The following is a 24,534-nucleotide window of genomic DNA, read 5'->3' on the forward strand; positions in this document are numbered from 1 at the left end:
GCGCCGTCGCCAGGTCCATCGTGCCTTCCGCGACGTTCGCCAGATGGCGGTCGATGTCCTCGTCCGTCGCGATGCCCGCGTCGACGAGCCGGCCGCGGATCTGCTCGACCGTCGCTGTCTCCAGGGCCGTGCAGGCCGGGGAGGTCAGCGGGAAGTACGCGTCCGCCTCGACCTGGCGCAGTCCCGCCTCGCGCAGCAGGCGCGGGAGTTTGCGGCCGTACGACAGGTCGGCGCCGCGCTCGGCGAGCAGCGCGCGGAAGCCGTGCCTGAGCCGGTTGGCGAGCCGCTGTTCCGGACCGTGCTCGTCGGGCGAGAGCAGGGGCTGCAGGGCGGGGTCGGCGTCCTCGATCAGCAGGCGGCCACCCGGGCGCAGGGCGCGGATCATGGACGCCAACGCCCGCTCGCGGTCCGGCACATGGACCAGGACGAGCCGGGCGTGCACCAGGTCGAAGCTCTCGGCGGGCGGTGCGTCGACGCCCACGTCGTGCCGGCGCACCTCGACGGGGCTGCGCGGCGTCGAGGTCTGCCAGGACGTGTCGATGTCGGTGGCGAGGACGCGGCCGGTCGGGCCGACCTTGCGGGCCAGCCAGGACACCACCGACGTGCCGCCCGCGCCGACCTCCCAGCAGCGCCAGCCGGAACCGATGCCGAGCCGCTCGATGTGCCGGAACGTCGTCGGGTCGAACAGGGTCGACAGGGCGTCGAAGCGCTGCCCCGCCTCGGGCTGCTGGTTGTCGAGGAGGTACGCGTGGCCGTCGGGTCGCATCATGCGCCGATCATCCCAGCCCCACCTGTGGATACGAGGCATTTGACCGGTTCGGAGAGATCGGTGGGGATGCGATCCGGAGTGGAACCATCCGTTCCCACAGGGCTGGACAGGGTGTCACCGATCGCTGGCAGACTGGCTCGCCAAGTCGCCCCTCGCCGGGGCGGCGCACCAGGTACGAGCACGTACGAAGTCCGGCGCGAGGAGCCGAGCATGTCGATGGCGGGCAACCTGCGGAAGGTCGGCGGCCTGCGCAGGGTGGGCGGTCTGCGGAAGGTCGCGCGGCTGGCGCGGCGACGGCCCCGGGTCGACCTGAGTCACCCGGCGCGCTCCCCGCTGGGGACGGCGGTGGTGAACTGTGTGACGTACCGCGAGGGTGTGCGCGAGCCGGAGCGCGATCTCGCCGACGCGGTGCGCAGGATCCGCAAGAGCGACGACGGCTTCGTCTGGCTCGGTCTCCACGAGCCGTCCGAGCTGGAGTTCGCGGACATCGCCGAGCTCTTCGACCTGCACCCGCTCGCGGTGGAGGACGCGGTCCACGCGCATCAGCGGCCGAAGGTCGAGCGGTACGGGCAGACGCTGTTCGCCGTGCTGAAGACGGTCTGCTACGTCGAGCACGCCGAGCTCACGGCGACCAGTGAGATCGTCGACACCGGCGAGATCATGGTGTTCGTCGGCCATGACTTCGTGATCACCGTGCGGCACGGCCGGCACGGTTCGCTCGGCCCCGTGCGGGAGAACCTGGAGGCGGCGCCCGAGCAGCTCGCCAAGGGCCCTGCGGCGGTGCTGCACGCGATCGCGGACAGCGTGGTGGACGACTATCTGACGGTGATCGACGAGGTCCAGGGGGACATGGACGAGGTCGAGACGGACGTCTTCGCGCAGAACGGGGCGCGGGCGGACCCCGGCCGCATCTACCAGCTCAAGCGCGAACTGCTCGAGCTGAAGCGGGCGGTGGTGCCGCTGTCCCGGCCGGTGCTGGAGCTGGCGGGGCATCCGTTCCCCGTGGTGCCGCCGGAGATACAGGCGTACTTCCGTGACGTGTCCGACCACCTGCTGCGGGCGGCGGAGCAGATCGCGGCCTTCGACGAGCTGCTGAACTCGATCCTCCAGGCCCATCTCGCCCAGGTGACGGTCGCGCAGAACGAGGACATGCGCAAGATCACCGCCTGGGCCGCGATCGTCGCCGTGCCGACCATGGGCTGCGGGGTCTACGGCATGAACTTCGACCACATGCCGGAGCTGCACTGGCGGTTCGGGTATCCGTTCGTGCTCGGCGTGATAGCGGTGATCTGTTTCGGGGTGTACCGGGGGTTCAAGCGCAACGGCTGGCTGTGACACGCCTGCCGGACCGCGCCCACTAATGTGTACCGTCCATGTCAGTACGGGGGGTGAGCGATGGCATTGCGGGAGGACGATCCCGAGTCGGTCGGCGGATACCGGATCGAGTCGCGGATCGGCACCGGCGGCATGGGCGTCGTCTATCGCGCCCGCACACCGTCGGGCCGGGCCGTCGCGGTCAAGGTCGTGCACGGGCAGTACGCGGACGACCCGGAGTTCCGGGCGCGGTTCCGGCAGGAGGTCAGCGCGGCGCGGCGGGTGAGCGGGGCGTTCACGGCTCCGGTCGTCGACGCCGATCCGGACGCGGCGCTGCCGTGGATGGCGACGGTGTACGTCTCCGGGGACACGCTCGCCCAGCGGGTCGCCGCCCGGGGACCGCTGGACTGGCCGCAGTTGCGGCGGCTCGGCGTCGAACTGGCGGAGGCGCTGCGGGAGATCCACCGCGCCGAGGTCGTGCACCGCGACCTGAAGCCGAGCAACGTGCTGCTGCTCGACTCGGGCAAGGACCTCACGGACGGTGGCGCCGACGGAGCGGTGCGCGTCATCGACTTCGGGATCTCGCGGGCCGCGCAGAGCGACGTGCGGACCCAGACCGGGATGGTGATGGGCTCGCCGCCGTTCATGGCGCCCGAGCAGTTCAGTCATCCGCGCGAGGTGGGGCCGCCGGTCGACGTGTTCTCGTTCGGGGCGCTCCTGGTGTACGCGGCGACGGGGCGCAGTCCGTTCGAGGCGGACAACGCGTATCTGGCGGCGTACCAGACGGTGCACCACGATCCCGAACTGGGCAGGTTGCCCGGGGAGTTGAGATCCCTGGTGCTCGCGTGTCTCGCCAAGGCGCCGCAGGACCGGCCGACGCCGGACGAGCTGCGCGACGCGCTGGCGGCGCTGCCGGAGGAGACCGCCGCGGGCGAGGCCGGTGGGGACCGCACCGCGACGGCCGAGGACGCAGCCGCCGGAGGCGAGGGCGCCGGGGACCCGGATGACCGGACGCCTCCCGGTGGACCCACGCTCGCGCTCGCCGCACGGCCGGGGTCAAAGACGGGGTCGGGGTCCCGGCCGGGCTTGGCGTCCGAACCGCGCACCGAACCGCGCGACGGATCTGGCGACGACACCCCCGTCACCCCGAACACCGCCGGACCGGCGACCGCGTCGCACCCAAGGGCCCGCGGGGGACGCCGTGGGCGCCGGTTCACGGTGGCGGTGAGTGCGCTCGCCGTGGCGCTGGTGGCGGCGGCCGGCCTCTCCGTCGCTCTCCTGACCGGGAGCGAGGACGGGGCGGTGCGCGAGGACGCCCGGCCGGCCAGACCCGACGGCTGGCGGGCCTGGCACACCGTGCTCCCCAAGGCCGACAAGGACGGCCCGGCGGGGATGATGCCCAACATGCTGGCCTGCACGCCGTCCTCGCTCGGCGTCTACTGCGCGTCGGAGAGCACGGCGCTCACCCGGCTCGACCCGCTCACGGGCCGCGTCGACTGGACGAGACCGCTGCACCGCGACGACCTGCACGGCGGCATCTCGGTGACCGAGCCGGAGGTCGTGGCGGGGGCAGGGCTGGTCTTCACGGCGAGCGCGGACGGCACGGCGGGCGTCGACGCCTACGACGCCGAGAGCGGCCGCCGGCTGTGGGGCGAGAAGGGACCGCTGGCCGAGTTCAGGTATCTCAGCGGTGTCCTGGTCGTGCGGGTGGGCGAGTTGAGCGCGTCACCGTCCGCGGAGTACGCGGCGCTCGATCCGCGGACGGGCAAGGAGTTGTGGCGCCGCACCCTCGCCACCGACTCGCCGAGCCCGCTGTACGCGGGGACCGACGGCGCGCTCGTGGCCGACCTGCGGAGATCGGGGCGCGGCGACCGCACCGTCGCACGGCTCGACGCCCGCACGGGCCGGACCCTGGGCCGGGTCACGGCACCCAAGGGCGATCTCTGGCTGGCGACGGTGCACGGCGACAGCGCCTACTACGCGCGCTGGGAGAACGACACGGGGGTCTCGTCGAGGATCTTCATCCAGGACCTGACGTCGGGCCGGGTCCGTTCGGTGGACTTCCCGTGGGCGGTCGAGCCGGAGGCGCCGCCGCTGGTCGCGGGCGACACGATGTACGTCTTCGACTACGCGAACGAGATCGTGCTGGCCCTCGACCTGAAGCGGGGCAAGGCGCTCTGGACGACGTCACGTGAGCTGCGCGTGTTCAGCGAGCCGACGGTCAGCGGGGACACGCTGTACGCGACGACGCCCGACAGCAGCGTCATCGCGATCAACACCCGTACGGGCAAGGAGCGTTGGCGTACGAAGCCCCCGGTGAAGGACAGCGGGAGCTCGGCCATCGACGAGCGGACACCCAGCGGCACGGGACCGCTGCGGGTCGGCGACGTGCTGTACGCGCTGACGGAGGGCGGCGCCTTCTCGGTGGCCGTGCCCGGCAAGTCGTAGGCGCGGCCGCCGAGAAGGACGGGTGGGAGCGGGAGCGGGGGTCAGCCCTTGGCGTAGACGCTCTCCACCCAGGACGCGATCTGGTCGTCGGTGAGGTGGCTGGCCAGGTCGGCCTCGCTGATCATGCCGACGAGGCGCTTGTTGTCGATGACCGGCAGGCGGCGGATCTGGTGGTCCTGCATCTCGTGGAGGACGTCGGAGACGTCGGCGCCCGCGTCGATCCAGCGGGGCGTGCCCTTCGCCATCTCGCCGGCGGTCACCTTGGCCGGGTCGTGCCCCATGGCGACGCAGCCGACGACGATGTCGCGGTCGGTGAGGATGCCGCACAGGCGCTCGTTCTCGTCGCTGATGGGCAGCGCGCCGACGTTCAGTTCGCGCATCAGCTGGGCCGCGCGGTCCAGGGTCTCGTGGGCGGGGATCCAGCGTGCACCGGGGTGCATGATGTCCGCGGCGGTGGTCATGGAGTACCTCCCGTCGCCGGGATGGAGGGGTGGTCGGCGCGACGCGGGTCGTCGCGGTTCCCGGCGCCGTCCCTCATTCTCGCCGCGCCGCTCCCGGGCCGCATGTCAGGGCGCTGACCTGCGAATCCGCCGTACCAATGCCATACCAAAGCCGGATCGGAAGGGCTGCCCGGATCAGGTTCAGGAGGGCTGTCCGGCGTTCCAGGCCGGGTGCCGGGGGTCGTCCGCGCGGACGACGACGTCGGCGGTCTCGGCGGGCGCGGTCTCGGTGTCGTACCGGGTGAAGGCCGCGAGGGTCCACCGCTCGTCCTCGGGCGTGCGGCGGCGCAGCGCGGCGGGCGACAGGCTGACGTGGACGGTCAGATCGAAGGGGAACCAGTGGTTCAGGAGGAGGGGGCCGTGCAGCAACAGGGCGCCGCCCCGCGGGAGTTGGACGTAGTCGCTGCGGGTGGCGCGGTCGGTGGCCGGGTCCCACAGGTCGGGCAGCACCCGGCCGTTCCCCGTCGCCTCCAGGGGGCCGAACACCTCCCGCCACAGCGCGCCCGTGTCGAGCCATCCGCCGTAGTACGCCTCCGCGTCCTCGCGTCCGTACTCGAACCGGAGCGAGGCGGGGCGCAGGAAGCCCTCGGCGCCGACGGTCAGGGACGACCGGCCGCGGATCCGCAGCGCGTCGGCGACCCGGGCCGCGAGGTCGCCGGGGCGGGCGGCCGGCGCCCCGTCGAAGGCCACCCTCGGCCAGGGGCTGCCGTCGGCCGGTGCCAGGTCGAGGAGCCGCTCGGCCAGGGCGTCGCCGAGCCGCTCCCAGGTGATCGCTTCGAGTCGCACCCGGCCATCATGCCGGGCCGGGCGACGCCGGCGCCAAGGAGGTCAGGACGGCCGCGGGAACGGCGGCGCGGACCGCGTGGGACCCGCCGCGCCGCCCCGCCCGAAGCCGTCCGCGGGCCGGCGTGGAAGCAGTCCGGCGGGCCGGCGTGGAAGCGGTCCGGCGGGTGGGCATGGGAACCGTATGAGCAGCAGCGCCACCCCCTCCTTTCCCGCACCGCCCGCCGGACCCCGTCCCGGCGGCCCCCTCGTCTTCCAGCCGATCAGGCGCAGGCGCTGCGCGACGTGCCGGGCCGGACCGCTCACGCTGCTGGTCCTCGAGGACGGACGGCCCCGCTGCCTGGACTGCGCCGACCTGGGACACCTGGTGTTCCTGGCACGCGGCGACACGGCGCTGACCCGGCGGGCCCGGGAGGAGAGCGCGCTGTCGGCGGTCGTGGTGCGGTTCCACCGGCGGCGTGCGCGGTACGAGCGGCAGGGCGTGCTGGTGGAGGAGGCGGCGCTGGCCCGGGCCGAGTCGCGCTGTCTGGCCGACGCGGAGGCGCGGGCGCGGCGGCGGGCCAGGGACGCGGCCCGGCGGGCGGCGGCGGACGTGCGGTTCGTGGCGGCGTTCGCCGCGGAGATCCGCCGGCTGTTCCCCGGCTGTCCGGCGGAGCGGGCCCGGGCGATCGCCGGGCACGCGGGGCTGCGCGGCAGCGGGCGCGTGGGGCGCAGCGCGGCGGGGCGGGCGCTGTCCGAGGGGGCGGTGACGGCCGCGGTGCGGGCGGCGGTGCGTCACGGGGACACGCCGTACGACCGGCTGCTGATGTCCGGGGTGCCGCGCAGGGAGGCCAGGACACGGGTGGCGGGGGCGGTCACGGCGGTGCTCGACGCCTGGGCGGCAGGACCGGCAGGACCGACAGGACCGACAGGACCGACAGGACCGACGGGGCCGACGGGACCGGCAGGACCGGCAGGACCGACGGAGCCGACGGGACCGACGGGACCGGCAGGACCGGCAGGACCGGCAGGACCGACGGAGCCGACGGAGGAAATCGCTGCCCCCGACCGCCCTTCTGAGGGATGATCGGCTGCACGGACCAAGGGGGGTCGGGATGATCGAAGGACCGTTTTTCGTGCTCGTCGTGCTCGGGGCACTGTGGTGCGGCGTCGCGGCGGGAGTGTTCGTCGCGTTCTCCACGTTCGTGATGCGCGGCCTCGGGGCGCTGCCTCCGGCGCGCGGGATCGCCGCCATGAACTCCATCAACGTCGCCGCGGTCACCCCGGCGTTCATGATCGTGTTCCTCGGTGCGGCCGCGCTGTGCGCGGTGATCGCCGTGGTGACGTTCGTGCTCTGGCCCGACGAGGGCACCGTCGAGCTGCTGCTGGGCTGCGTGCTCTATCTGGTGGGCGCGTTCGGCGTGACGATCACCGCGAACATTCCGCGCAACGACGCGCTCGCCAAGCTGGCGGGCGCCGAGGAGGCCGAGAGCAGCGCGGCGTACTGGCGCACGTACCTGAGCGAGTGGGGGATGTGGAACCACATCCGGGGCGGGGCCGCGCTCGCCGCGTCGGCCTCGTTCGTGCTGGCGCTCACCTGACCCGCCGCGGGCGACGCGCGCCGCCCGGCCGACCCGACGTATCGTGACGAAAAGAGCCACGACACAGGGAGACGGCCATGGCCGACCCCAAGGGCTTCCTCACTACGCCCCGCCGGGAGGCGCCGCGCCGCCCCGTCGGGGAACGGGTCCGCGACTGGGACGAGGTGTACGTCCCCGGGGGTCTGCTGCCGATCATCCGCACGCAGGCGGACCGGTGCATGGACTGCGGGATCCCGTTCTGTCACGAGGCGTGTCCGCTCGGGAACCTGATCCCCGAGTGGAACGACCTGGTGGCGCGGAACGACTGGCGGACCGCGAGCGACCGCCTGCACGCCACCAACAACTTCCCCGAGTTCACCGGCCGGCTGTGTCCCGCTCCCTGCGAGGCGGGCTGCGTCCTCGCCATCAACCAGCCCGCCGTCACCATCAAGAACGTCGAGGTCGCGATCGCCGACCGGGCCTGGGACGAGGGTTTCGTCACCGCCCGGCCGCCCGAGCGGCACACCGGCCGGACCGTCGCCGTCGTCGGTTCGGGACCCGCCGGTCTGGCCGCCGCACAGCAGCTGACCCGGGCCGGGCACACCGTCGCCGTGTACGAGCGGGACGACCGGCCGGGCGGACTCCTGCGGTACGGGATCCCGGCGTTCAAGATGGAGAAGCGTCACCTGGAGCGCAGGCTGGCGCAGTTGACCGACGAGGGGGTGCGGTTCCGCACGTCGACGGAGATCGGCCGGGACCTGACCGCCGCCGAGCTGCGCTCCCGGTACGACGCCGTGGTGCTCGCCATCGGGGCCACCGCCTGGCGCGAACTGGACGTGCCGGGACGGCGGTTGGCGGGCATCCACCAGGCGATGGAGTATCTGCCGCTCGCCGACCGGGTCTGCGCGGGCGACCTCCAGGTGTCGCCGCTCGACGCGGCCGGGAAGCACGTCGTCATCGTCGGCGGCGGCGACACCGGGGCGGACTGTCTGGGCACGGCGGTGCGCGAAGGGGCCGCGTCCGTCACGCAGTTGGACATCTACGGCAAGCCCGACGACGTGCGCGACGAGGACGTCGAGCCGTGGCCGACGTACCCGAAGCTGTACCGGCTATCGGCCGCGCACGAGGAGGCGGGCGAGCTGGGGACGGCGCCGGCCGCAGACGCCGACGCGCGGCTCTTCGCGGCGTCGACGCTGCGGTTCACCGGGGACGCCGACGGGCGGGTGCGGGCCCTGCACCTGGTCGAGGTGGACGCGGCGCGCCGGCCCCGCTCCGGGACGGACCGGGCGCTGCCGGCCGATCTGGTACTGCTCGCGCTGGGTTTCCACGGCCCCGAGCGCCATGTCGGCGGTCTCGTCGACCAGTTGGGGCTCGGTGTGGACGCGCGCGGCGGGCTCGCGCGGGACCCCGGTTTCGCGACCGAGGTGCCGGGGGTGTTCGTCGCCGGGGACGCGGGGCGGGGGCAGTCGCTCGTCGTGTGGGCGATCGCGGAGGGCCGGGCCGTCGCCGCGGCCGTCGACCGCTGGCTGACGGGGACGACGCGCCTGCCGGTACCGATCGGCGCCCACGACCGCCCCATGACGCCCTGACCGCCGCCGCCCCCGCGGCACCGAACGGCACACCGACGGGCCACCGACGGACCACCGAGCCGCACCGATTGAACCGCCAAGCGACACCGATTGAACGGCCAAGCGGCACCGATGGACCACCGAGCGGCAGCGATAGACCACCGATAGGCTGCGTCTCCATGACGGCTTCCTGGGTCAATTCGGCGGAGCTGATCGGCGTCGACCTGCATCTGGAGCTGTCCGGATCAGGTGGCCGACGGGCCGCGCTCGCCGCCGCGCTGCGCCAGGCGGTGCAGTCGGGCCGGCTCGCCCCCGGCACCCGTCTGCCGCCCTACCGCGCGCTCGCCGCCGACCTGGGCGTCGCCCGCAACACCGTCGCCGACGCCTACGCCGAGCTCGTCGCCGAGGGCTGGCTCACGGCGCGCCAGGGGTCGGGGACCCGGGTCGCCGAGCGGGCCAGGCCCCTGGGCGGCGCACGGCGGACCCCAGAACCGGCTCCCGCGCCCGCCGAGGGACCCCGGCACCAGCTGCGGCAGGGCGTACCGGACGCCTCCGCGTTCCCCCGCACCGACTGGACGGCGGCGTACCGGCGCGCCCTGAACTCGGCCCCCACCACCGCCTTCGGGCCCGGCGACCCGCACGGCCGCATCGAGTTGCGGACCGCGCTCACCGAGTACCTGGCGCGCTCGCGCGGGGTGCGCGCCGACCCCGAACGCATCGTCGTCTGCTCGGGGTTCGCGCACGGGCTGCGGCTGCTCTTCGGCGAGCGGGTGCTGCGAGGTCCGCTGGCCGTGGAAGCGTACGGACTGGGCTTCCACCGGGACCTGCTGGCCCGGGCCGGAGTCCGGACCGTTCCACTGACGGTGGATCAGGACGGCGCCCGCGTCGACGAGTTGGACGGGATGGACGGCGTCCGGGGCGTACTGCTCACGCCCGCGCACCAGTTCCCCACGGGTGGCCCGCTGCACGCGGAGCGCCGGGCCGCGGTCGTCGACTGGGCGCGGGCGCGCGGCGGGCTCGTGGTGGAGGACGACTACGACGGCGAGTTCCGCTACGACCGCAAGCCGGTGGGCGCGGTGCAGGGCCTCGATCCCGAGCGGGTCCTGTACCTGGGGTCCGTGAGCAAGAGCCTCTCCCCCGCGTTGCGGCTGGGGTGGATGGTGCTGCCGCGGCGGCTGGTGCCCGGGGTGCTGGCGGCGAAGGGTGAGCGGGAGGCGTGGGCGAGCACGCTCGACCAGCTGGCGCTCGCCGAGTTCCTGCGGTCGGGGGCCTACGACCGGCACGTGCGGCGGATGCGCCAGCGGTACCGGGGCCGCCGGGACCACCTGGTGCGGGCGCTGGCCGGGCGGGCGCCGCACGTCGAGGTGACGGGGATCGCGGCCGGGCTGCACGCGGTGCTCCGGCTGCCGCCGGGCAGCGAGCGGTCGGTGGTGCGGGCGGCGGCGGAGCGCGGGATCGCCGTGGACGGACTCGCGGAGTTCCGGCATCCGCTGGCGACGGGACCGGTGGAGGACGGGCTGGTGGTGGGGTACGCGGCGGCCGCCGAGCACGCGTACGGGGCGGCGGTCGAGGCGCTGTGCGAGGTCCTGCCACCCGAGCGGTGAGCCCCGGGACGCCTGGGCACCTGCGTCAACTGCGGCAACTGCGGCAACTGCGGTGCCTGCGACACCTGGGACATCGGCACGCGGCAGCCGACTCCCGACACCCTCGTGCTCATCGCCCGGCGGCCCACGACCCGCCGCCTCACCGTCTCACCGCCCACCGGCGCGAGCGATCAGGACAGCAGGAAGTCCGCGGCCCCCGACTTGGCGCCCTCGATGAACGCGGTGATCTCACCGGGGGTGTAGATCAGGGCGGGGCCGTCCGGGTCCGACGACTGGCGCACGGCGACCCGGCCGTCGGCCAGCTTCATGGCTTCGAGGCAGTTGCCTCCGTTGCCACCGCTCCACGGCTTGTGCCAGCCCTCGCTGCCGAGCTCGCGCGCGGGCATGCCGTTGTAGATCGGCTCGCCGTCGACGCCTCGTATTCGGTCCTTGATCGAGTCCATTCACAGCTCCTTGCGGAGATCGCGGAGGATCTCCTTTGTGCGTTGTGCCGTCGCGGCATGTGCCGCCATGCGGTCCATGACTTCCAGGTGGGTGGCCACCTCGGGGCGCGCGTCCAGATAGACCGCGCCGGTCAGGTACTCGCTGTAGACCATGTCCGGCAGTTCTGACATGGCAAATCGGAACAGGACGAAGGGGCCGTAGGTGCCCGGGTGCGGGCCGGACGCGAACTCGGCGACCTGGAGCGTCACGTTCGGCAGCTCCATCGCCTCCAGCAGCCGGTCGACCTGGCCGCGCATCACATCGGCGTCGCCGACGGGCCGGCGCAGGGCGGTCTCGTCCATGACCGCCCAGATCCGCGGCGCGTCCTTGCGGGTGAGCAGCGTCTGGCGCTGCATGCGCAGGGCGACGTGCCGGTCGACGACCTCCGGGTCGTCGGCGAGTGCCCGCCCTATGGCGCCGGACCGGAGCACGCCGCGCGCGTACTCCTCGGTCTGCAGCAGACCGGGCACGAAGTGCGGCTCGTAGGACCTGATGAGCGCGGCGGCGCCCTCCAGGCTCACGTACATCGAGAACCAGCCGGGGAGGATGTCGTGGAACCGCTGCCACCACCCCGGCTTGTTCGCCTCCTCCGCGAGCTGCACGAACGCGTCGGCCTCGGCCTCGGTGACGCCGTAGGACTTCAGCAGGAGCTGGAGGTAGGGGATCTTGAGCGAGACCTCCGCGGTCTCCATGCGCCGGACCGTCGCGGCGGTCACGCGGAGTACTTTCGCGGCGTCCTCGCGCTTGAGGCCGGCGCCTTCGCGCAGGTCCTGGAGGCGTCGGCCCAGGACGACCTGGCCGACCGTCGGCGCGGACCGCGGTTCGCTCACGCCCCTTACCTCCCAGTAGTCCGACCCGAAGTCCGAGTGTCCGATTCCAGCCGCAGGAGAGGGTCCGGAGATGGTCGTTCACCGGCCGTTTCCCCGCAGTTCGCCCCCCATGGGCGCCGCGCGACGAGATGCTGCGAGCAGTGTGCCATGCCCGCTCCGCGCGGCACACTGCACTCTGCACTTTTCAGAGTGGCTCTTGCCAAGTGTTCACGACGGGGCGATAGTGGCAAGCGTGACTCCGTCCGCGCCCTTAGGCACAGAAGCCGGCGAGGCTACGCTCGGTGACCGTTCGGGTACGTCCGACCAGACGTATCTGACCGCGGTCCGCCGCAGCAGCTTCGAACTGGCTCCCCACCCGGGCTCCGCCGCACAGGCCCGGCGCATGACGCGCGCCCACCTCAGTGGGTGGGGCGCCTGCGACGACACCTGCGACGCGGCGGCGCTCGTCGTGTCCGAACTGGTCACGAACGCGATCGTGCACACCGCCAGCAGACGGATCCACTGCGAGCTCCACGAGCTGCGCGACGACGCCGGTGAGCGGGTCCGGATAGCCGTCCGCGACGAAGGCTGCATCCCAGGTGACACCCGCCCCGCGGGCCGGATCGCGCCCGAGGAGGAGCACGGCAGGGGGCTCCTCCTCGTGGCGGCCGTCTCCACCGCGTGGGGCGCCCAGGAGACCGGCCCCGGTCTCCTCGTGTGGGCGGAACTGCCCCGCGACGGCGCGGCCGCGGCGGGCCCCGGGCCCGTCCCGGACATCGCCGACGGTGCCGGCTGGGCCTGGTGAACTTCCTCCGCCCCGACCAGGCGGACGGCGAACGACGAGCGTGCTGAGCGGGAACGGATGGGCGTGGTGACGACGCGGACGATGCAGCTGGACTCTCTGGTGGGGCTCGCCCGGCGGTACCGCACCCCGTATCGGTCCCCGCTGCGCCTGTCCGTGCCGGACGGAATGACGGTGCCGCTCGGCTGCGACGCCGTGTCCGTGCCGGAGTCCTTCGCGCGGGCGATGACGCGGCGGCTGCCCCGGATGGGGTGCGTGTACGCGGACGGGGCGAACTGGTGGTGGCTCGTGCCGTCGGACTCCGACGTGGCGCTGGAGTGGCCGGCGCCCGCGCGCTACACGGCGGGCGCCGTGGTGCCGGACGCCCGGCGGGCGCCCGACCTGATCCACTGCCCGGACGGGGCCGTCCCCTATACGCCGCCGATCCCCCTGTACCTGGCGCTGTGCCGGGTCACCGGGACGACGCCCGCGTGGTCCCGGTCCGTCGGGACGCCCTGACGCCCTACCCCGTCACCGCCCGCTCGATCAGCTGCGTCACCTCCCCCGGCGCCTCCATGTGCACCATGTGACCCGCCCCCTCCACCACCCGTACCTCCCGCGCGCGTCCCTCCAGGGACCGGCGGTTCGAGGCCGGGATCACGCGGTCGGCGCCGCCCCACACCACCCGGAGCGGGACGTCGAGCGGGGTCCGTGCGAGGTCGAGGGCCTCGACCGTCGGGACGAGGGCGGCGAGCGCCTCGGCCACGCCGTCGAGGCGTTTGTACCGGAGCAGGTCGTCGACGAGCTGCCGGGTCACCCGGTCCCCGTCGGCGAAGAGCTTGGCCAGGTGGGGTTTCAGTTCGCGCCGGGTGCGGGCCCCGGCGAAGCCGCGCAGATATCCCGAGTCGAGCTCCGGCCCGTACCCGGCCGGCGCCACGAGCGTCAACGACCGCACGCGCCCCGGCACTTGACCCGCCACCGCCCCGGCCACCGCCCCGCCGAGCGAGTGCCCCACCAGATGGACCCGGTCGAGTCCGAGCACGTCGAGGAACCCGGTGACCGCGTCCGCGAGGACGACGAGGCCGCCGTCCCCGACGTCCTTCACCGAGTCGCCGTGGCCCGGCAGGTCGAGCGCGTACACGGTGTGCCGGGCGGCGAGCGGCGTCCGGACGAAGAGCCAGGAGTCCTTGTCGCCGCCGAAGCCATGCACCAGGACGACCGTCTCGGGCCCATCGCCCTCGGTGGCGTAGGCGAGCGACCGTCCGGCGACGTCGACGGCGCCGGTCGCGGGCCCGGTGCCGTCCGGCTCGGCGGGCTGACCGCGCGCCAGCAGTTCCCTGGCCTCGGCGACGGCCGCGGCGATCTCCTCCTGCGGTACGTCGCCGGGGGCGAGCAGGGCGACGGCGCAGCCGACCGGCGCGTCGCCGCCCGCCTCGGCCACGATCGCCCGGAGCACTCCGCCGGCCGGCGCCTCCAGGGTTCCGGCGATCTTGTCCGTGTCGATCTCGGCCAGGCCGTCGCCCTCGGCGACCTCGTCGCCCGGCGCCGCGAGCCAGTCGGTGATCCGGCCCGTCTTCATGGACAGGCCCCACTTGGGCATGGTGACGGGGGTGATCCGGTCGTCCACGTCACGCCTTCCAGTCCAGGACGCTCTTCACGGCGGCCGCGACCCGCGTCGCGTCCGGTACGTAGAGGTCTTCGAGGGGCGGACTGAAGGGGACGGGCGTGTGCGGCGGGGTGACCGTCCCGACCGGTGCGCGCAGCGCGCCGAACGCCTTGCCCGCGACGAGCGCCGCGATGTCGGCGGCCGTCCCGCAGCGCGGCCCGGCCTCGTCGACGACGACCAGCCGGCCGGTGTGCTCGACCGATTCGAGGATCGTGTCCTCGTCGAGCGGGCTGGTGGTGCGCGGGTCGACGATCTCGCAGCGCACGCCCGACGCGGCCAGTTCGTCGGCGGCCTCGACGGCGACGGACACCATCCGGCCGAGCGCCACGATCGTCACGTCCCCGCCCTCGCGCACGATCTGCGCCTCGCCGAACGGAATCGCGTAGCTCTCGGCGGGGACCTCGCCCACGGTGTCGTAGAGCGCCTTGTGCTCGCAGAAGATCACCGGGTCGTCGTCCCGGATCGCCTGGACGAGCAGGCCCTTCGCCTCGTACGGGGACGAGGGCAGCGCCACCTTCAGCCCCGGCACGGACGTGAACACCGGGTACAGGGACTGCGAGTGCTGGGCCGCGGCGCGCAGCCCCGCCCCGTACATGGTGCGGATCACGACCGGGGTGACGGCCCTGCCGCCGAACATGTAGCGGAACTTGGCGGCCTGGTTGAAGATCTGGTCGAGGCAGACGCCCATGAAGTCGATGAACATCAGCTCGGCGACGGGGCGCAGCCCGCGGGTGGCCGCGCCGATCGCGGCGCCGATGAACGCCGACTCGGAGATGGGCGTGTCCAGGACCCGGTCGGGGAACCGGGGCTGGAGTCCCTTCGTCACGCCGAGGACACCGCCCCAGGCGTCGGACTCGCCGGGCGCGCCCGCGCCGCCCGCGTTGTCCTCGCCGAGGACGACGACGGACGGGTCGCGCTCCATCTCCTGCACGAGGGCTTCGTTGATCGCTTCGCGGTAGGTGATGTTGCGGCTCATGCGTGGTCCCTCCGGCTCAGTACGTGACGTAGACGTCGGTGTCGAGATCGGCCGCCGTCGGCAGCGGGGCGGCCTTGGCCTCGGTGACCGCCTCCTCGATCAGGGCGGCCACCTCCTCGTCCACGGCGTCGAGTTGAGCGGCCGTCAGATCACCGGAGGCCGTGACGCGGGTGCGGAAGCGGAGCAGACAGTCGAGTTCGGCGCGGGCGCGCTGCACCTCGGTGGTGCGGTAGGTCTGCTGGTCGCCCTCGAAGTGGCCGTAGTAGCGGGTGAGTCGCACTTCGACGAGGCTCGGGCCGCCGCCGGTGCGGGCCCGCTCGATCGCCTCGCCCGCCGCTTCCCGCACGGCGAAGAAGTCGAAGCCGTCGACGGTGGTGCCGGGCATCCCGAAGGCCGCCGCGCGGGCCGCGACGGAGCCGCCGCCGACCGACCACTCGGCCGCGGTCGCCTCCGCGTAGCCGTTGTTCTCGGCGATGAAGACCGCCGGGAGGTGCCACACGGTGGCGAGGTTGAGGGACTCCAGGGTGGTGCCCTGGTTGGCGCCGCCGTCGCCGAAGAAGGCCACGGCCACACCGCCGTCACCGCGCACCTTCGAGGCGAGGGCCGCCCCGCAGACGAGGGGCGGGCCGCCGCCGACGATGCCGTTGGCGCCGAGCATGCCGCGACTGAGGTCGGCGATGTGCATGGAGCCGCCCTTGCCGTGGCAGGAGCCGGTGGCCCGGCCGTAGATCTCGGCCATCATCGCCTTCACGTCGACGTGCTTGGCGATGCAGTGGCCGTGGCCGCGGTGGGTGGAGGCGATCACGTCCCGCTCGTCGTCGAGCCAGCCGCAGACGCCGGCCGCGGACGCCTCCTCGCCTGCGTAGAGATGGACGAAACCGGGGATGTCACCGGTCGCGAACTCGTCGTGGAGACGCTCCTCGAAGACGCGGATCGTACGCATCGTGCGGTACGCGTCGAGGAGTGCGGCGGCGTCGAGGCCGCCCGTCGCCGGATCCCGAGGTGTCCGGAGCGTGTCGGGCATGACGTGAACTCCCTTGCCTGTACGGGCTGTTCAGGTGTTCCTGAACGGTGCGGACAGGCACATGGCAGCGCGGGGGCGGGCGCCCGGCAAGGGTTGCCCGGGGTTGCAACCCGGACGGGGGTGGTCCGATGGAAGAGATCAGGCCGGACGAACCGGTGACGTCGGAGCCGGAGGAACTACTGTTCGGCGGCCCGCTGCGCTATGACATCGGCTGGTCGGCACACGAGGACGCGTTCCTCCAGCTGAACTTCCGGGCGATGCTCAGGCGGCTGCCGGCGCTCCTCGCGTCCGGCTTCCGGCTCGCCCGGGCCGCGGACCGGCGCGCGGCGCTCACCGTGCACCGGCCGGCGTCGGTCCGGCACGCCGATCTGGTCCACGTCCTGGCGCAGGGCCGGCTCGTCGAGTCGGGTTCGCCGGAGGAACTGCTCGCCTCCGGCGGGGTCTACGCCGAGCTGTACGCGCTCCAGGCGGACCAGTTCACCCGACCGGCTCGGCCAGCGCCTCCCGGACGATCACCAGGAACGCGTCCGACGCCAGATCCATGACGACCTCGGCCGGCTGCCCGTCCTGGCGGGCCCGGCGCGCGAACTCCTCGGCGGGCCAGGAGCCGCGGGGCCCGCCGGCCGGGAATCGTTGCAGTACCACTCGTCCGTTGATCATCGTCTTCCCTGCCCCCGTGATCGTGCCGGTGTGCGTCGGCGCCGGCAGGTACCGGCGCCTTCATGGGGGAGAACGCTGACAGGGCGGGTGCGGACTCGCAACGTGACGAGAATGACACCGAGTTGAGACGAGGTCGGGCCGTACGGGACGGGCCCTCAGTCGTCGTACTCGTCGTGATACCGGACCCGCGCACTGCCCGCGGGCGCCCCGAGGGACGACGCCCGCCCCGCCGGTTTCTCCCATTCCTCCTGCCGGCCCAGGGCGGTGAGGTCCAGGAGGTTGGTGGTGAACCCGATGCCGTCCAGGCCGCGCTCGAACGTCGAGTAGGTGTGGAAGACGTGCTCGCCCTCGCGGACGAAGCAGCTGATCGCGGGCCGCTCCTGGAGGCCGCCGTCCTCGGCCTCGACGGTGACGCCGAAGTCCTGGTTGAAGTCGCTCAGGTTCGACGAGTACCAGGGCACCGTCCAGCCCATCCGCGCCTTGAACGGCAGGATCTTGGTGAACGGGGCGCGGGAGACCGCGGCGAACGCCGTGCCGCGGGCGCGCAGGTGCGCCAGGTGTCCGATCTGGTCGAGGAACCCGGAGCAGCTGGTGCAGCCCGCGTCCCACTCCGGGGCGAACATGAAGTGGTACACGACGAGTTGGTCGCGGCCCTCGAAGAGGTCGAGGAGTTCGGCCTTGCCGTCGGGCCCTTCGAAGACGTACAGCTTGTCGACCTCCACCATGGGCAGCTCGCGCCGCCGGGTGTTCAGTGCGTCGCGCGCCCGGGTCGCCGCCTTCTCCAGGGCGAGCAGTTCCGCGCGAGCGGCGCGCCACTCCTCGCGGGTGACCACCTTCGGCAGCCCCATGGTTCCTCCGTGAGTTATCGGGGTGGGTCTCTCGGAGGGGTGACCGGGGGCGGATGCGGAACTCATCGCTGCGGGGAAAAGAATCTTGCGGAGTTTTTTCGGGGGCCGGGGAGCCGGCCCCGGACGCGGGTCCTGGATCAGCTGTCGTACTCCTGGATCCGCTTGCCGTGCCCGCGCTCGACGAGTTCGGGGAGCAGTGCGCTCAACTCCCCCGCCACGGCCGGGACATCGACGGTGGTGAGCCGTCCGTCGCGCATCAGGACCCGGCCGTCGACGATGGTGGTGCGCACGTCGGCGGAGCGGGCGCTGTGCACGAGGGTCGCGGCGAGGTCGTGCACGGGCTGGGTGTGCGGTCCGCTCAGGTCGACGAGGACGAGGTCGGCGCGGCGGCCGGGCGCCAGACAGCCGATGCGGTCGCCGAGTCCGACGGCGCGGGCGCTGTCGAGGGTGGCGTGCCGCAGGGCCTGACGGGCGGTGAGCCAGCGGGGGTCGCGCTCGGCCCGCTTCTGCACGAGGGCGGTGAGCGTCATCGCCTCCCACACGTCGAGGGTGTTGTTGGAGGCGGCGCCGTCGGTGGCGAGTCCGACGTGCACGCCCGCGTCGACGAGCGACCGCACGGGCGTGGTGTCCCAGCCGAACTTCAGGTAGCCGCGGGGCGCGGAGGCGACGCCGACCCGGCCGCCCGCGTCCCGCAGCGCGGGCAGATCGCGCTCCAGGATGCCGGTGCCGTGGGCGATGAGGACGTCGACGTCGAGGAGTCCGGTGCGGCGCAGCGTCTCGATGGGGGTGCGGCCGTGGCGGGCGAGGGCGGTGTCGGTCTGGGCGCGGTTCTCGGCGGCGTGCAGATGGACCGGAAGACGGTGCTCGCGGGCGAGTTCGGCGGTCGCGGCGAGGTCGTCGTCGGTGACGGTGTACGGGGCGTGCGGGGCCAGCGAGGTGGTGATGCGGCCGCCGGCCCGGCCCCGGTGGGTGAGCGCGAAGTCGAGGGACGCGGCGCGCCCGTCCGGTCCCTGGGAGGTGAAGAACGCCTCGCCGAGGTCGGCCCGCAGTCCCGTCTCCTCGACGACCCGGGCGACGGTGTCCATGGCGAAGTAGTGGTCGGCGAAACAGGTGACGCCGCCGCGGATCATCTCGGCGCAGGCGAGCCGGGCGCCGAGTTCGACGACCCGCGGGGTGAGGTTGGATTCGATGGGCCAGATCCAGTCGTTGAACCACTCCTGTTCGGGGAGGTCCTCGACGAGTCCGCGCAGGGCCACCATCGGGCTGTGCGTATGGCAGTTGACGAATCCGGGCAGGGCGACCAGGCCGCGGGCGTCGATCCGCTCGACGGCGTCGAGGGCGGCCGCTGCGGCGCTGTCGGTGACGTCGGCGACGGCTCCGTCCCGTACGACGACGGCGGCGTCCGCCCTGAAGTGGAGCGCGTCGGCGGCGCGTTGCGGGTCGGTCTCGTCCGGGTCGCCGTGCTGGAGGACGGTGCAGCCGGTGACGATCAGGTCGGCGGGGGCCTCGTCGTGCGCGGTGGGGGCTGGCATGGGGTCACGGTAGCGAGGGGGCCGCCCCCGCTGCGTCCAGCGGCGTACGGTCCGGTCCGCCGCGGCGACGACCCGGATCGCACATCGCGCGCCCGCCCTGTCCGGCGGTGCGGCCCGCTGCCACGCTGGCGGCCACGGCCCGGACCGGGACCGGGCCGACGCGAGGACGGAGCGCGCCATGCTCGTCGGCACCTGGAACCTGGAGAACCTCTACCGCCCCGGCGGCCCCTACGGACCCCGGGACAAGGCCGCGTACGAGGCGAAGCTGGCCTCGCTCGCCGCCACCGTGAACCAGTTGCGGCCCACCCTGCTCGGCGTGCAGGAGGTCGGCGACCCGGCGGCGCTGGACGACCTCGTGCAGCTGCTCGACGGCCGGTACACCGCGACGCTGTCGGAGTCCCCCGACGAACGCGGGATCCGGGTCGGCTTCCTCGGCGACGTCGCCGTGCGCGTCGTCGCGGACACCACGGCGTTCCCGGAGGACGTGCGCCCGGTGCAGGTGGACGACTCCGGGCGGACCACGGGCCGGGTGGGCCGCGGGGTGCTCGCGGTGAACTTCTCGACACGCGCGACCTGGCTGACGGCCGCCGTCTGCCACCTCAAGTCGAAGCTCCTCGGTTATCCGCGCGGCCGGTTCGTCCCGCGCGACGAGGGCGAGCGGGCGCGCTACGCCGCGTACGCGCTGCAGCGCCGGGCGGCGGAGGCGGCCGCGGTGCGGGCGCTGGCCGACATCCTGATCGGCGCGGACGGCCGGCGCGAACGGGTCGTCGTGCTGGGCGACTTCAACGACGAGGTGCACGCCGCGACCACCCAGATCCTGCAGGGCCCGCCCGGTTCCGAGATCGGCACGCCCGGCTTCGACCGCCCCGACCGGGGGGACGCGAAGCGGCTGTGGAACGTCGCGCCGCTGATCCCCGAGGAGCAGCGGTACTCGCGGGTCAGCGCGGGCCGCCGCGAGCTGATCGACCATGTCTTCGTCACGCACGAACTGGTGGGACGCGTCGCCCGCGCCGGCACGGGGGTGCCGCGCGAGGCGGGGGCGGAACTGCACCCGCTGCCGACGGTCGGCGAGGACCCGGAGGTACGGCGGGACGCACCGGGGTCGGACCACGCGCCGGTGTGGATCGACCTGGCGCCGTGAGGCACCCGCACCCCAAGTGACCGCACCTCTCCGGCTGTTCGCTGAGAACGCACTGTTGTCCGCTGAGCCGTACGCCATCACAATGCTCATGCCAAACATGGCACTCAGTACGGGAGAGGACCCCCCACATGAAGAAGTCTCTCGTCGGCGCGCTCTTCGGTGTTCTGCTCATAGGCGCGGCAACAGCCGCTCCCGCAGCGGCACTTGACGCCCCGTCGGACGCCCCCGCCACGAAGGCCAAGGCGGTGAACTTCGCCGGCACGGTCGCGCTCAGCAACTGTTCGGGATCGGTCGTCCGCGTACCCGACTCGCAGCCGACGGACCCGGCCCTCGTCATGTCGAACGGCCACTGCCTGGAGTCCGGTTTCCCCGGCCCCGGCGAGGTCGTCGTCGACCAGCCGTCGTCGCGCACCTTCAGCCTGCTGAACTCGGCGGGCAGCAAGGTCGCGACGCTGCGGGCGAGCAAGGTCGCGTACGGCACGATGACGGACACGGACGTCTCGCTGTACGAACTCACCAGCACCTACCAGCAGATCGAGAGCTCGTACGGCATCAAGGCCCTCGAACTCTCGGCGGCCCGCCCTGCGCAGGGCACCGCGATCAGCGTCGTCTCCGGCTACTGGAAGCGGGTCTACAACTGCTCGGTCGACGGTTTCGCGTACCGCCTCAAAGAGGGCGAGTGGACCTGGAAGGACTCGGTCCGCTACACCTCCACGTGCGACACGATCGGCGGCACGTCCGGCTCCCCGGTGCTCGACCAGTCGACCGGCAAGGTCGTCGCGGTCAACAACACCGGTAACGAGAGCGGGGAGCGGTGCACGGACAACAATCCGTGCGAGGTGGACGAGTCCGGCAACGTGACGGTCCGCGAGGGCATCAACTACGCGCAGCAGACGTACGGGATCGTGCCGTGCGTCGGGATCGGCAACAAGATCGACCTGTCGGCGGCGGGGTGTGAACTGCCCAAGCCGTAACGGGTGAACGGCGGTGAACCGCGCCCCGAGAGGGGCGCGGGGAACTGCGCGAGCAACCACGGCGGCGCGGCAGCCGCCGACCCGGCAGATCCGCCCAGGGCGCCGGGGCGCCCCGGCCGAGCGCTACGCCGCAAGCTCCGCGAGCAGCACGCCGATCCGCTCGGCGTGCTGCTCCGGCACCCGCCCCGTGTCGTCGACCTGCACCGCGCACGCGGTGGTCGCGTCCACCAGCCGCTCCAGCACCACGGTGATGCGCGCCGACCCGTCCGAGTGCCGGGCGAGAACGGGCAGTTCGGCCGCGGCGAGGTCCACGGCGGCCCGCGCCTCGGCGAGCGTCCGGTACGCCTCCCGCCGCAGCGCCCACCGCCCGGCCCGGTCACCGCCGCCCTCCTCGGCCAGCACGTGCCGTACGTAGGCGTGGGCGGCGTCCCGCGCGACGGCGAGCCGCACCCGCACCCCGCCGCCGCGCTGTGCGCCCGGCCACGGCAGGTGCCCGGCGATCAGCACGATGCCGCAGGCGAGCAGCGTCTCGGTGATCCGGCTCCACGAGGCCTGCGGTTCCCCGCCGACCATGACGAGCGACAGCACCAGCACCGTGATGACGGCGGTCTGCGCGGCGAAGTGCCGGGTGGCGACGGGGACGAGCGCCCCGCACAGCGCGACGAGCGCGACGAGTCCGAAGGGCCGCGGCAGCAGCGCGGCGAGCCCGGCGAACAGCGCGGCGCCCGCGACGGTGCCCGCGGCCCGGCACAGCACCCGGGAGGCGAGCGGCCCGAGGTCGGGCTTGACGAGGAACACGGCGGTGGCGGGCAGCCAGTACCCGTGCACGGGCTGCAGGGCCTGGGCGACGGCGGCGCCGGCCCCGAAGGAGAGCCCGACGCGCGCGCCGTACTCGCGTCCGGCCGGTCCGAGGGCCTTGCGCAGGATGCCGGCCGGCGTGGCGCGGCGCCTCGGTGGCCCGCCCGTACCGCCCCCGTCGAACACCCCGGCCGCGCCGAGCAGCGCGTCGTCGAGGGCGCGCAGTCCCGCGTCGGCGCGGGCCGGGGCGGGCAGCGGTCCGGGGGCCGCTCCCGTCCGCACGGCCGCGGCGAGCCGCCTCGGCCCGTCTCCGGCCCGGCCGGGCACGGGCCTGCCGGCCCAGGCGAGCGCGGTCGCGGCCTCGGCGAGCGGCAGCGCGGCGGTGTACTGCGCCCGCAGCCGGCGGGCCGCGGCGCCGCCGCCGCGCAGGGCGTCCTGCGCCTGGTCGAGGGCGGTGGTGAGGGCGGCGCGACGCCCGCGTGCTCCGGGTCCGCCGGTGGCGTCGAGCAGCGCGGCGACGGCCTCGTACACGGCGGCGACGGCGGCCCGCTCCCCGTCGTACAGATACCCGAGCCGGGTGCCACGCCGGGCCGGCGACGGCAGCACGAGCCGCAGCGCGATCAGCCACCCGGCGCCGCCCGCGAACAGCAGGGCCCGCTGCCACCCGGTCTCCGGCAACGGCATCCCTGCGCCCACGGCCGCGGTCACGAGCAGCTGCGTCCCGGCGGCCGAGGCGACGGGCCCGACGGCGCTGAACGCACCACCGGCCAGCCCCAGCAGGACGAAGGCGGCGACCATCGCGAACCCGCCCCCGGCGAGCGCGCTCCCCGCGACCATGCCCGCGGCTCCCGCGAGCGCCGGCAGCCCGAGCCGCGAGACGGCGGCGAGCCGGGCGCCCGGCCGGTCGTTCACTCCGGCGAGCATGGCTCCGAGCGCGAGCAGCACCCCGGCGGACGGCCGCCCGGCGACCACCGCGACGAGCAGCAACGGCCCGCCGGCCAGCGCGCCCCGCACGACGGCGGGCCACGGCACGGGGGCGCGCTGGGCGCGCAGGGCGTGGGAGAGCCAGGGCGGCAACGGACGGCGGCGAAGCACGGGACGTCTCCTGTCGGTGGCGATGTGGGGCGCGGGTCGGGGATCAACCGGACGACATCGGCACGGCCTGGACGTATGTCCACCGTAACGGGAGTTCATGGAGGGGAAGGAACGCCCTCGTTTCCGCAATGTGACACTTGACCGTGCCCCACGACGACCCCGACGCTCACGACGAAGGCTGGCCGGACCTCCCCGGCGACACGGCCCTGACGATCCCCGTCCCCGAGGCGGACGCGCTGGTCCGCACGGGCACACGCGCACACGTGACGGTCCTCTACCCGTTCCTCCCGCTGTCCCGGCTCACGAACGACACGGACGACACGGACGACACGGACGACACCCTGCGCAGTCTCATCTCCGCGACACCCGCCTTCACGCTCACGTTCCGGGAGACCCGCCGCTGGCCGGGCGTCCTCTACCTGCCCCCGACCCCCGACGAGCCCCTCCGCACCCTCACGAAGTCGCTCCGCACCCGCTGGCCGGAAGCAGTCCCGTACCGCGGCGTCTTCGGCGACGAGGGCCTCGACCCGCACCTGACGCTGGCGAGCGGCGCGGGCACGGACGCGCTGCCGGAGTCGGACTTCAGCGCCGCACTGCCCCTGCGCTCGCCGGTGGACGCGATCCGCCTGATCGTGTCGGACGGCCCGGGCACGCGTTGGCGGGATGTACGGAGCTATCCGCTGGGGACGGGGGTCACGACCGCGCGTCGCTGACGGCCCGCTCCATCAACTCCGCTGCACGGTCGACGAGTTCCCCCAGCCCGAGCGTGACATCACCGATCACGTCGTCGACGCTCCGCAGCCCGGCCCGCTCCAGCAGCCGCTTCTCGTTGGTCACCCACTCCCCCCGCCCGGCGAGCACGGCGTGCCCGGCGCACAGGGCGGCGACGGCGACGGCCCCCACGACTTCGGTCCGCGCCCCCTTGGGCGCGTTCCCGGCCCGTGCGTACGCGAGGGTGGCGGCGGCCCGCCCCCACCACTCGTCGGGCGCGGCCTTGCGCAGGGCGACGGGATACCCGGCGGGCCGGGGAATCTCCCCGCTCAGTACACGATTGACGGCAAGCTCGGCGACGACGAGGTACGAGGGAATCCCGGCGAGGTGAAACATCAACGGCTCCCACCGGAACCGCCCGGCGCGCGCTTCGCTCAGCTCGTGCTCGACGACGTCCAGATCCCGGTAGTGCACGTCGACGCGCCGCCCGT

At 73.7% G+C, this 24,534-nt stretch carries 22 protein-coding genes and 3 pseudogenes; 12 read left to right on the forward strand and 13 right to left on the reverse strand.

Features of this window, described 5'->3' with window-relative positions; translation table 11 throughout:
• Positions 1-769, reverse strand: a 769-nt coding sequence (locus M4J07_RS34840) for a methyltransferase domain-containing protein (protein ID WP_255978729.1), incomplete at its 3' end; no start/stop codon positions are given.
• 210 nt (positions 770-979) lie between these two features.
• Between M4J07_RS34840 and M4J07_RS34845 the strand changes: the two genes are divergently transcribed.
• Positions 980-2,104, forward strand: coding sequence for a magnesium and cobalt transport protein CorA (locus tag M4J07_RS34845; protein ID WP_255978731.1), 1,125 nt, complete (start codon positions 980-982; stop codon positions 2,102-2,104).
• Positions 2,105-2,164: 60 nt separating this feature from the next.
• Positions 2,165-4,531 (forward strand): protein kinase domain-containing protein, encoded by a 2,367-nt coding sequence (locus M4J07_RS34850; RefSeq protein WP_255978733.1) that lies wholly within the window; start codon positions 2,165-2,167, stop codon positions 4,529-4,531.
• A 41-nt stretch (positions 4,532-4,572) separates the two neighbouring features.
• Here the strand turns inward: M4J07_RS34850 and M4J07_RS34855 are convergent, their stop codons facing one another.
• Together M4J07_RS34855 and M4J07_RS34860 are read right to left on the reverse strand one after the other, a co-directional pair.
• A complete protein-coding gene (locus tag M4J07_RS34855; protein ID WP_255978735.1) occupies positions 4,573-4,992 on the reverse strand; it encodes a CBS domain-containing protein in 420 nt (139 codons plus the stop codon).
• A 180-nt stretch (positions 4,993-5,172) separates the two neighbouring features.
• Positions 5,173-5,817, reverse strand: coding sequence for a uridine kinase (locus tag M4J07_RS34860; protein ID WP_255978737.1), 645 nt, complete (start codon positions 5,815-5,817; stop codon positions 5,173-5,175).
• 181 nt (positions 5,818-5,998) lie between these two features.
• On the opposite strand from M4J07_RS34860, the pseudogene M4J07_RS34865 reads away from it, so the two are divergent.
• From M4J07_RS34865 to pdxR, 4 genes and pseudogenes are all read left to right on the forward strand, one after another.
• Positions 5,999-6,697, forward strand: a pseudogene (locus tag M4J07_RS34865) (DUF2293 domain-containing protein); the annotation flags it as partial.
• 211 nt (positions 6,698-6,908) lie between these two features.
• On the forward strand, positions 6,909-7,394 hold the full coding sequence (locus tag M4J07_RS34870; protein WP_255978739.1) for an anthrone oxygenase family protein: 486 nt from the start codon (positions 6,909-6,911) through the stop codon (positions 7,392-7,394).
• A 77-nt stretch (positions 7,395-7,471) separates the two neighbouring features.
• Positions 7,472-8,962, forward strand: coding sequence for a glutamate synthase subunit beta (locus M4J07_RS34875; protein WP_255978741.1), 1,491 nt, complete (start codon positions 7,472-7,474; stop codon positions 8,960-8,962).
• A gap of 158 nt (positions 8,963-9,120) precedes the next feature.
• The gene (pdxR, locus tag M4J07_RS34880) at positions 9,121-10,545 is read left to right on the forward strand and encodes a MocR-like pyridoxine biosynthesis transcription factor PdxR (protein WP_255978743.1); all 1,425 of its coding nucleotides are present in this window, start codon (positions 9,121-9,123) and stop codon (positions 10,543-10,545) included.
• A gap of 170 nt (positions 10,546-10,715) precedes the next feature.
• Here the strand turns inward: pdxR and M4J07_RS34885 are convergent, their stop codons facing one another.
• Both M4J07_RS34885 and M4J07_RS34890 read right to left on the reverse strand, forming a co-directional pair.
• Entirely contained in the window at positions 10,716-10,988 is a 273-nt protein-coding gene (locus tag M4J07_RS34885; protein WP_255978745.1) for a DUF397 domain-containing protein, read from the reverse strand.
• Positions 10,989-11,858 carry a helix-turn-helix domain-containing protein gene (locus tag M4J07_RS34890; RefSeq protein ID WP_255978747.1) on the reverse strand — a complete coding sequence of 290 codons (870 nt, stop codon included), beginning with the start codon at positions 11,856-11,858 and terminating at the stop codon, positions 10,989-10,991. It abuts the gene before it with no gap.
• A gap of 382 nt (positions 11,859-12,240) precedes the next feature.
• Between M4J07_RS34890 and M4J07_RS48315 the strand changes: the two genes are divergently transcribed.
• Together M4J07_RS48315 and M4J07_RS34900 are read left to right on the forward strand one after the other, a co-directional pair.
• A complete protein-coding gene (locus M4J07_RS48315) occupies positions 12,241-12,642 on the forward strand; it encodes an ATP-binding protein (protein ID WP_308284799.1) in 402 nt (133 codons plus the stop codon).
• 81 nt (positions 12,643-12,723) lie between these two features.
• Positions 12,724-13,137, forward strand: coding sequence for a hypothetical protein (locus M4J07_RS34900; protein ID WP_255978749.1), 414 nt, complete (start codon positions 12,724-12,726; stop codon positions 13,135-13,137).
• Between the two features lie 4 nt (positions 13,138-13,141).
• Here M4J07_RS34900 and M4J07_RS34905 read toward each other — a convergent pair whose 3' ends face one another.
• Genes M4J07_RS34905 through M4J07_RS34915 form a run of 3 tightly spaced genes read right to left on the reverse strand, consistent with a single transcriptional unit; the run spans position 13,142 to position 16,284 of the window.
• Positions 13,142-14,245 (reverse strand): acetoin dehydrogenase dihydrolipoyllysine-residue acetyltransferase subunit, encoded by a 1,104-nt coding sequence (locus tag M4J07_RS34905; protein ID WP_255978751.1) that lies wholly within the window; start codon positions 14,243-14,245, stop codon positions 13,142-13,144.
• Between the two features lies 1 nt (position 14,246).
• Complete coding sequence (locus M4J07_RS34910) at positions 14,247-15,260, reverse strand: alpha-ketoacid dehydrogenase subunit beta (protein ID WP_255978753.1); 1,014 nt, start codon at positions 15,258-15,260, stop codon at positions 14,247-14,249.
• A gap of 16 nt (positions 15,261-15,276) precedes the next feature.
• On the reverse strand, positions 15,277-16,284 hold the full coding sequence (locus M4J07_RS34915; protein ID WP_305128574.1) for a thiamine pyrophosphate-dependent dehydrogenase E1 component subunit alpha: 1,008 nt from the start codon (positions 16,282-16,284) through the stop codon (positions 15,277-15,279).
• 329 nt (positions 16,285-16,613) lie between these two features.
• On the opposite strand from M4J07_RS34915, the pseudogene M4J07_RS34920 reads away from it, so the two are divergent.
• A pseudogene (locus M4J07_RS34920) lies at positions 16,614-16,829 on the forward strand (ABC transporter ATP-binding protein); the annotation flags it as partial.
• Here the strand turns inward: M4J07_RS34920 and M4J07_RS34925 are convergent.
• The 3 genes from M4J07_RS34925 to M4J07_RS34935 form a co-directional block, all read right to left on the reverse strand.
• Positions 16,762-16,944 carry a hypothetical protein gene (locus M4J07_RS34925; protein ID WP_255978755.1) on the reverse strand — a complete coding sequence of 61 codons (183 nt, stop codon included), beginning with the start codon at positions 16,942-16,944 and terminating at the stop codon, positions 16,762-16,764. The pseudogene M4J07_RS34920 and the gene M4J07_RS34925 overlap by 68 nt on opposite strands.
• A gap of 155 nt (positions 16,945-17,099) precedes the next feature.
• Positions 17,100-17,792 (reverse strand): DUF899 domain-containing protein, encoded by a 693-nt coding sequence (locus M4J07_RS34930; RefSeq protein ID WP_255978757.1) that lies wholly within the window; start codon positions 17,790-17,792, stop codon positions 17,100-17,102.
• Positions 17,793-17,929: 137 nt separating this feature from the next.
• Positions 17,930-19,324, reverse strand: a complete 1,395-nt coding sequence (locus M4J07_RS34935; RefSeq protein ID WP_255978759.1) for an amidohydrolase — start codon at positions 19,322-19,324, stop codon at positions 17,930-17,932.
• 178 nt (positions 19,325-19,502) lie between these two features.
• Here M4J07_RS34935 and M4J07_RS34940 point away from each other — a divergent pair, with 178 nt between their 5' ends.
• Together M4J07_RS34940 and M4J07_RS34945 are read left to right on the forward strand one after the other, a co-directional pair.
• Complete coding sequence (locus tag M4J07_RS34940; protein ID WP_255978761.1) at positions 19,503-20,465, forward strand: endonuclease/exonuclease/phosphatase family protein; 963 nt, start codon at positions 19,503-19,505, stop codon at positions 20,463-20,465.
• 128 nt (positions 20,466-20,593) lie between these two features.
• The gene (locus M4J07_RS34945) at positions 20,594-21,439 is read left to right on the forward strand and encodes a trypsin-like serine peptidase (RefSeq protein ID WP_255978763.1); all 846 of its coding nucleotides are present in this window, start codon (positions 20,594-20,596) and stop codon (positions 21,437-21,439) included.
• Between the two features lie 123 nt (positions 21,440-21,562).
• Here the strand turns inward: M4J07_RS34945 and M4J07_RS34950 are convergent, their stop codons facing one another.
• Positions 21,563-23,332, reverse strand: coding sequence for an FUSC family protein (locus M4J07_RS34950; protein WP_255978765.1), 1,770 nt, complete (start codon positions 23,330-23,332; stop codon positions 21,563-21,565).
• Between the two features lie 143 nt (positions 23,333-23,475).
• On the opposite strand from M4J07_RS34950, the gene M4J07_RS34955 reads away from it, so the two are divergent.
• Complete coding sequence (locus M4J07_RS34955; RefSeq protein ID WP_308284800.1) at positions 23,476-24,045, forward strand: 2'-5' RNA ligase family protein; 570 nt, start codon at positions 23,476-23,478, stop codon at positions 24,043-24,045.
• Here the strand turns inward: M4J07_RS34955 and M4J07_RS34960 are convergent.
• Positions 24,026-24,534 (reverse strand): annotated as a pseudogene (locus M4J07_RS34960) (nucleotidyltransferase domain-containing protein); the annotation flags it as partial. The gene M4J07_RS34955 and the pseudogene M4J07_RS34960 overlap by 20 nt on opposite strands.

It is taken from the genome of Streptomyces longispororuber (assembly GCF_024448165.1).
Taxonomy (GTDB): Bacteria; Actinomycetota; Actinomycetes; order Streptomycetales; family Streptomycetaceae; genus Streptomyces; species Streptomyces longispororuber_A.

What these genes read in the sequence shown, in the direction of transcription:
- M4J07_RS34845 (WP_255978731.1), top strand. Translation starts at nt 980, where the DNA reads ATGTCGATGGCGGGCAACCTGCGGAAGGTCGGCGGCCTGCGCAGGGTG.
- M4J07_RS34850 (WP_255978733.1), top strand. Translation starts at nt 2,165, where the DNA reads ATGGCATTGCGGGAGGACGATCCCGAGTCGGTCGGCGGATACCGGATC.
- M4J07_RS34855 (WP_255978735.1), bottom strand. Translation starts at nt 4,992, where the DNA reads ATGACCACCGCCGCGGACATCATGCACCCCGGTGCACGCTGGATCCCC.
- M4J07_RS34870 (WP_255978739.1), top strand. Translation starts at nt 6,909, where the DNA reads ATGATCGAAGGACCGTTTTTCGTGCTCGTCGTGCTCGGGGCACTGTGG.
- M4J07_RS34875 (WP_255978741.1), top strand. Translation starts at nt 7,472, where the DNA reads ATGGCCGACCCCAAGGGCTTCCTCACTACGCCCCGCCGGGAGGCGCCG.
- pdxR (WP_255978743.1), top strand. Translation starts at nt 9,121, where the DNA reads ATGACGGCTTCCTGGGTCAATTCGGCGGAGCTGATCGGCGTCGACCTG.
- M4J07_RS34885 (WP_255978745.1), bottom strand. Translation starts at nt 10,988, where the DNA reads ATGGACTCGATCAAGGACCGAATACGAGGCGTCGACGGCGAGCCGATC.
- M4J07_RS48315 (WP_308284799.1), top strand. Translation starts at nt 12,241, where the DNA reads ATGACGCGCGCCCACCTCAGTGGGTGGGGCGCCTGCGACGACACCTGC.
- M4J07_RS34900 (WP_255978749.1), top strand. Translation starts at nt 12,724, where the DNA reads ATGCAGCTGGACTCTCTGGTGGGGCTCGCCCGGCGGTACCGCACCCCG.
- M4J07_RS34910 (WP_255978753.1), bottom strand. Translation starts at nt 15,260, where the DNA reads ATGAGCCGCAACATCACCTACCGCGAAGCGATCAACGAAGCCCTCGTG.
- M4J07_RS34915 (WP_305128574.1), bottom strand. Translation starts at nt 16,284, where the DNA reads ATGCCCGACACGCTCCGGACACCTCGGGATCCGGCGACGGGCGGCCTC.
- M4J07_RS34925 (WP_255978755.1), bottom strand. Translation starts at nt 16,944, where the DNA reads ATGATCAACGGACGAGTGGTACTGCAACGATTCCCGGCCGGCGGGCCC.
- M4J07_RS34930 (WP_255978757.1), bottom strand. Translation starts at nt 17,792, where the DNA reads ATGGGGCTGCCGAAGGTGGTCACCCGCGAGGAGTGGCGCGCCGCTCGC.
- M4J07_RS34935 (WP_255978759.1), bottom strand. Translation starts at nt 19,324, where the DNA reads ATGCCAGCCCCCACCGCGCACGACGAGGCCCCCGCCGACCTGATCGTC.
- M4J07_RS34940 (WP_255978761.1), top strand. Translation starts at nt 19,503, where the DNA reads ATGCTCGTCGGCACCTGGAACCTGGAGAACCTCTACCGCCCCGGCGGC.
- M4J07_RS34945 (WP_255978763.1), top strand. Translation starts at nt 20,594, where the DNA reads ATGAAGAAGTCTCTCGTCGGCGCGCTCTTCGGTGTTCTGCTCATAGGC.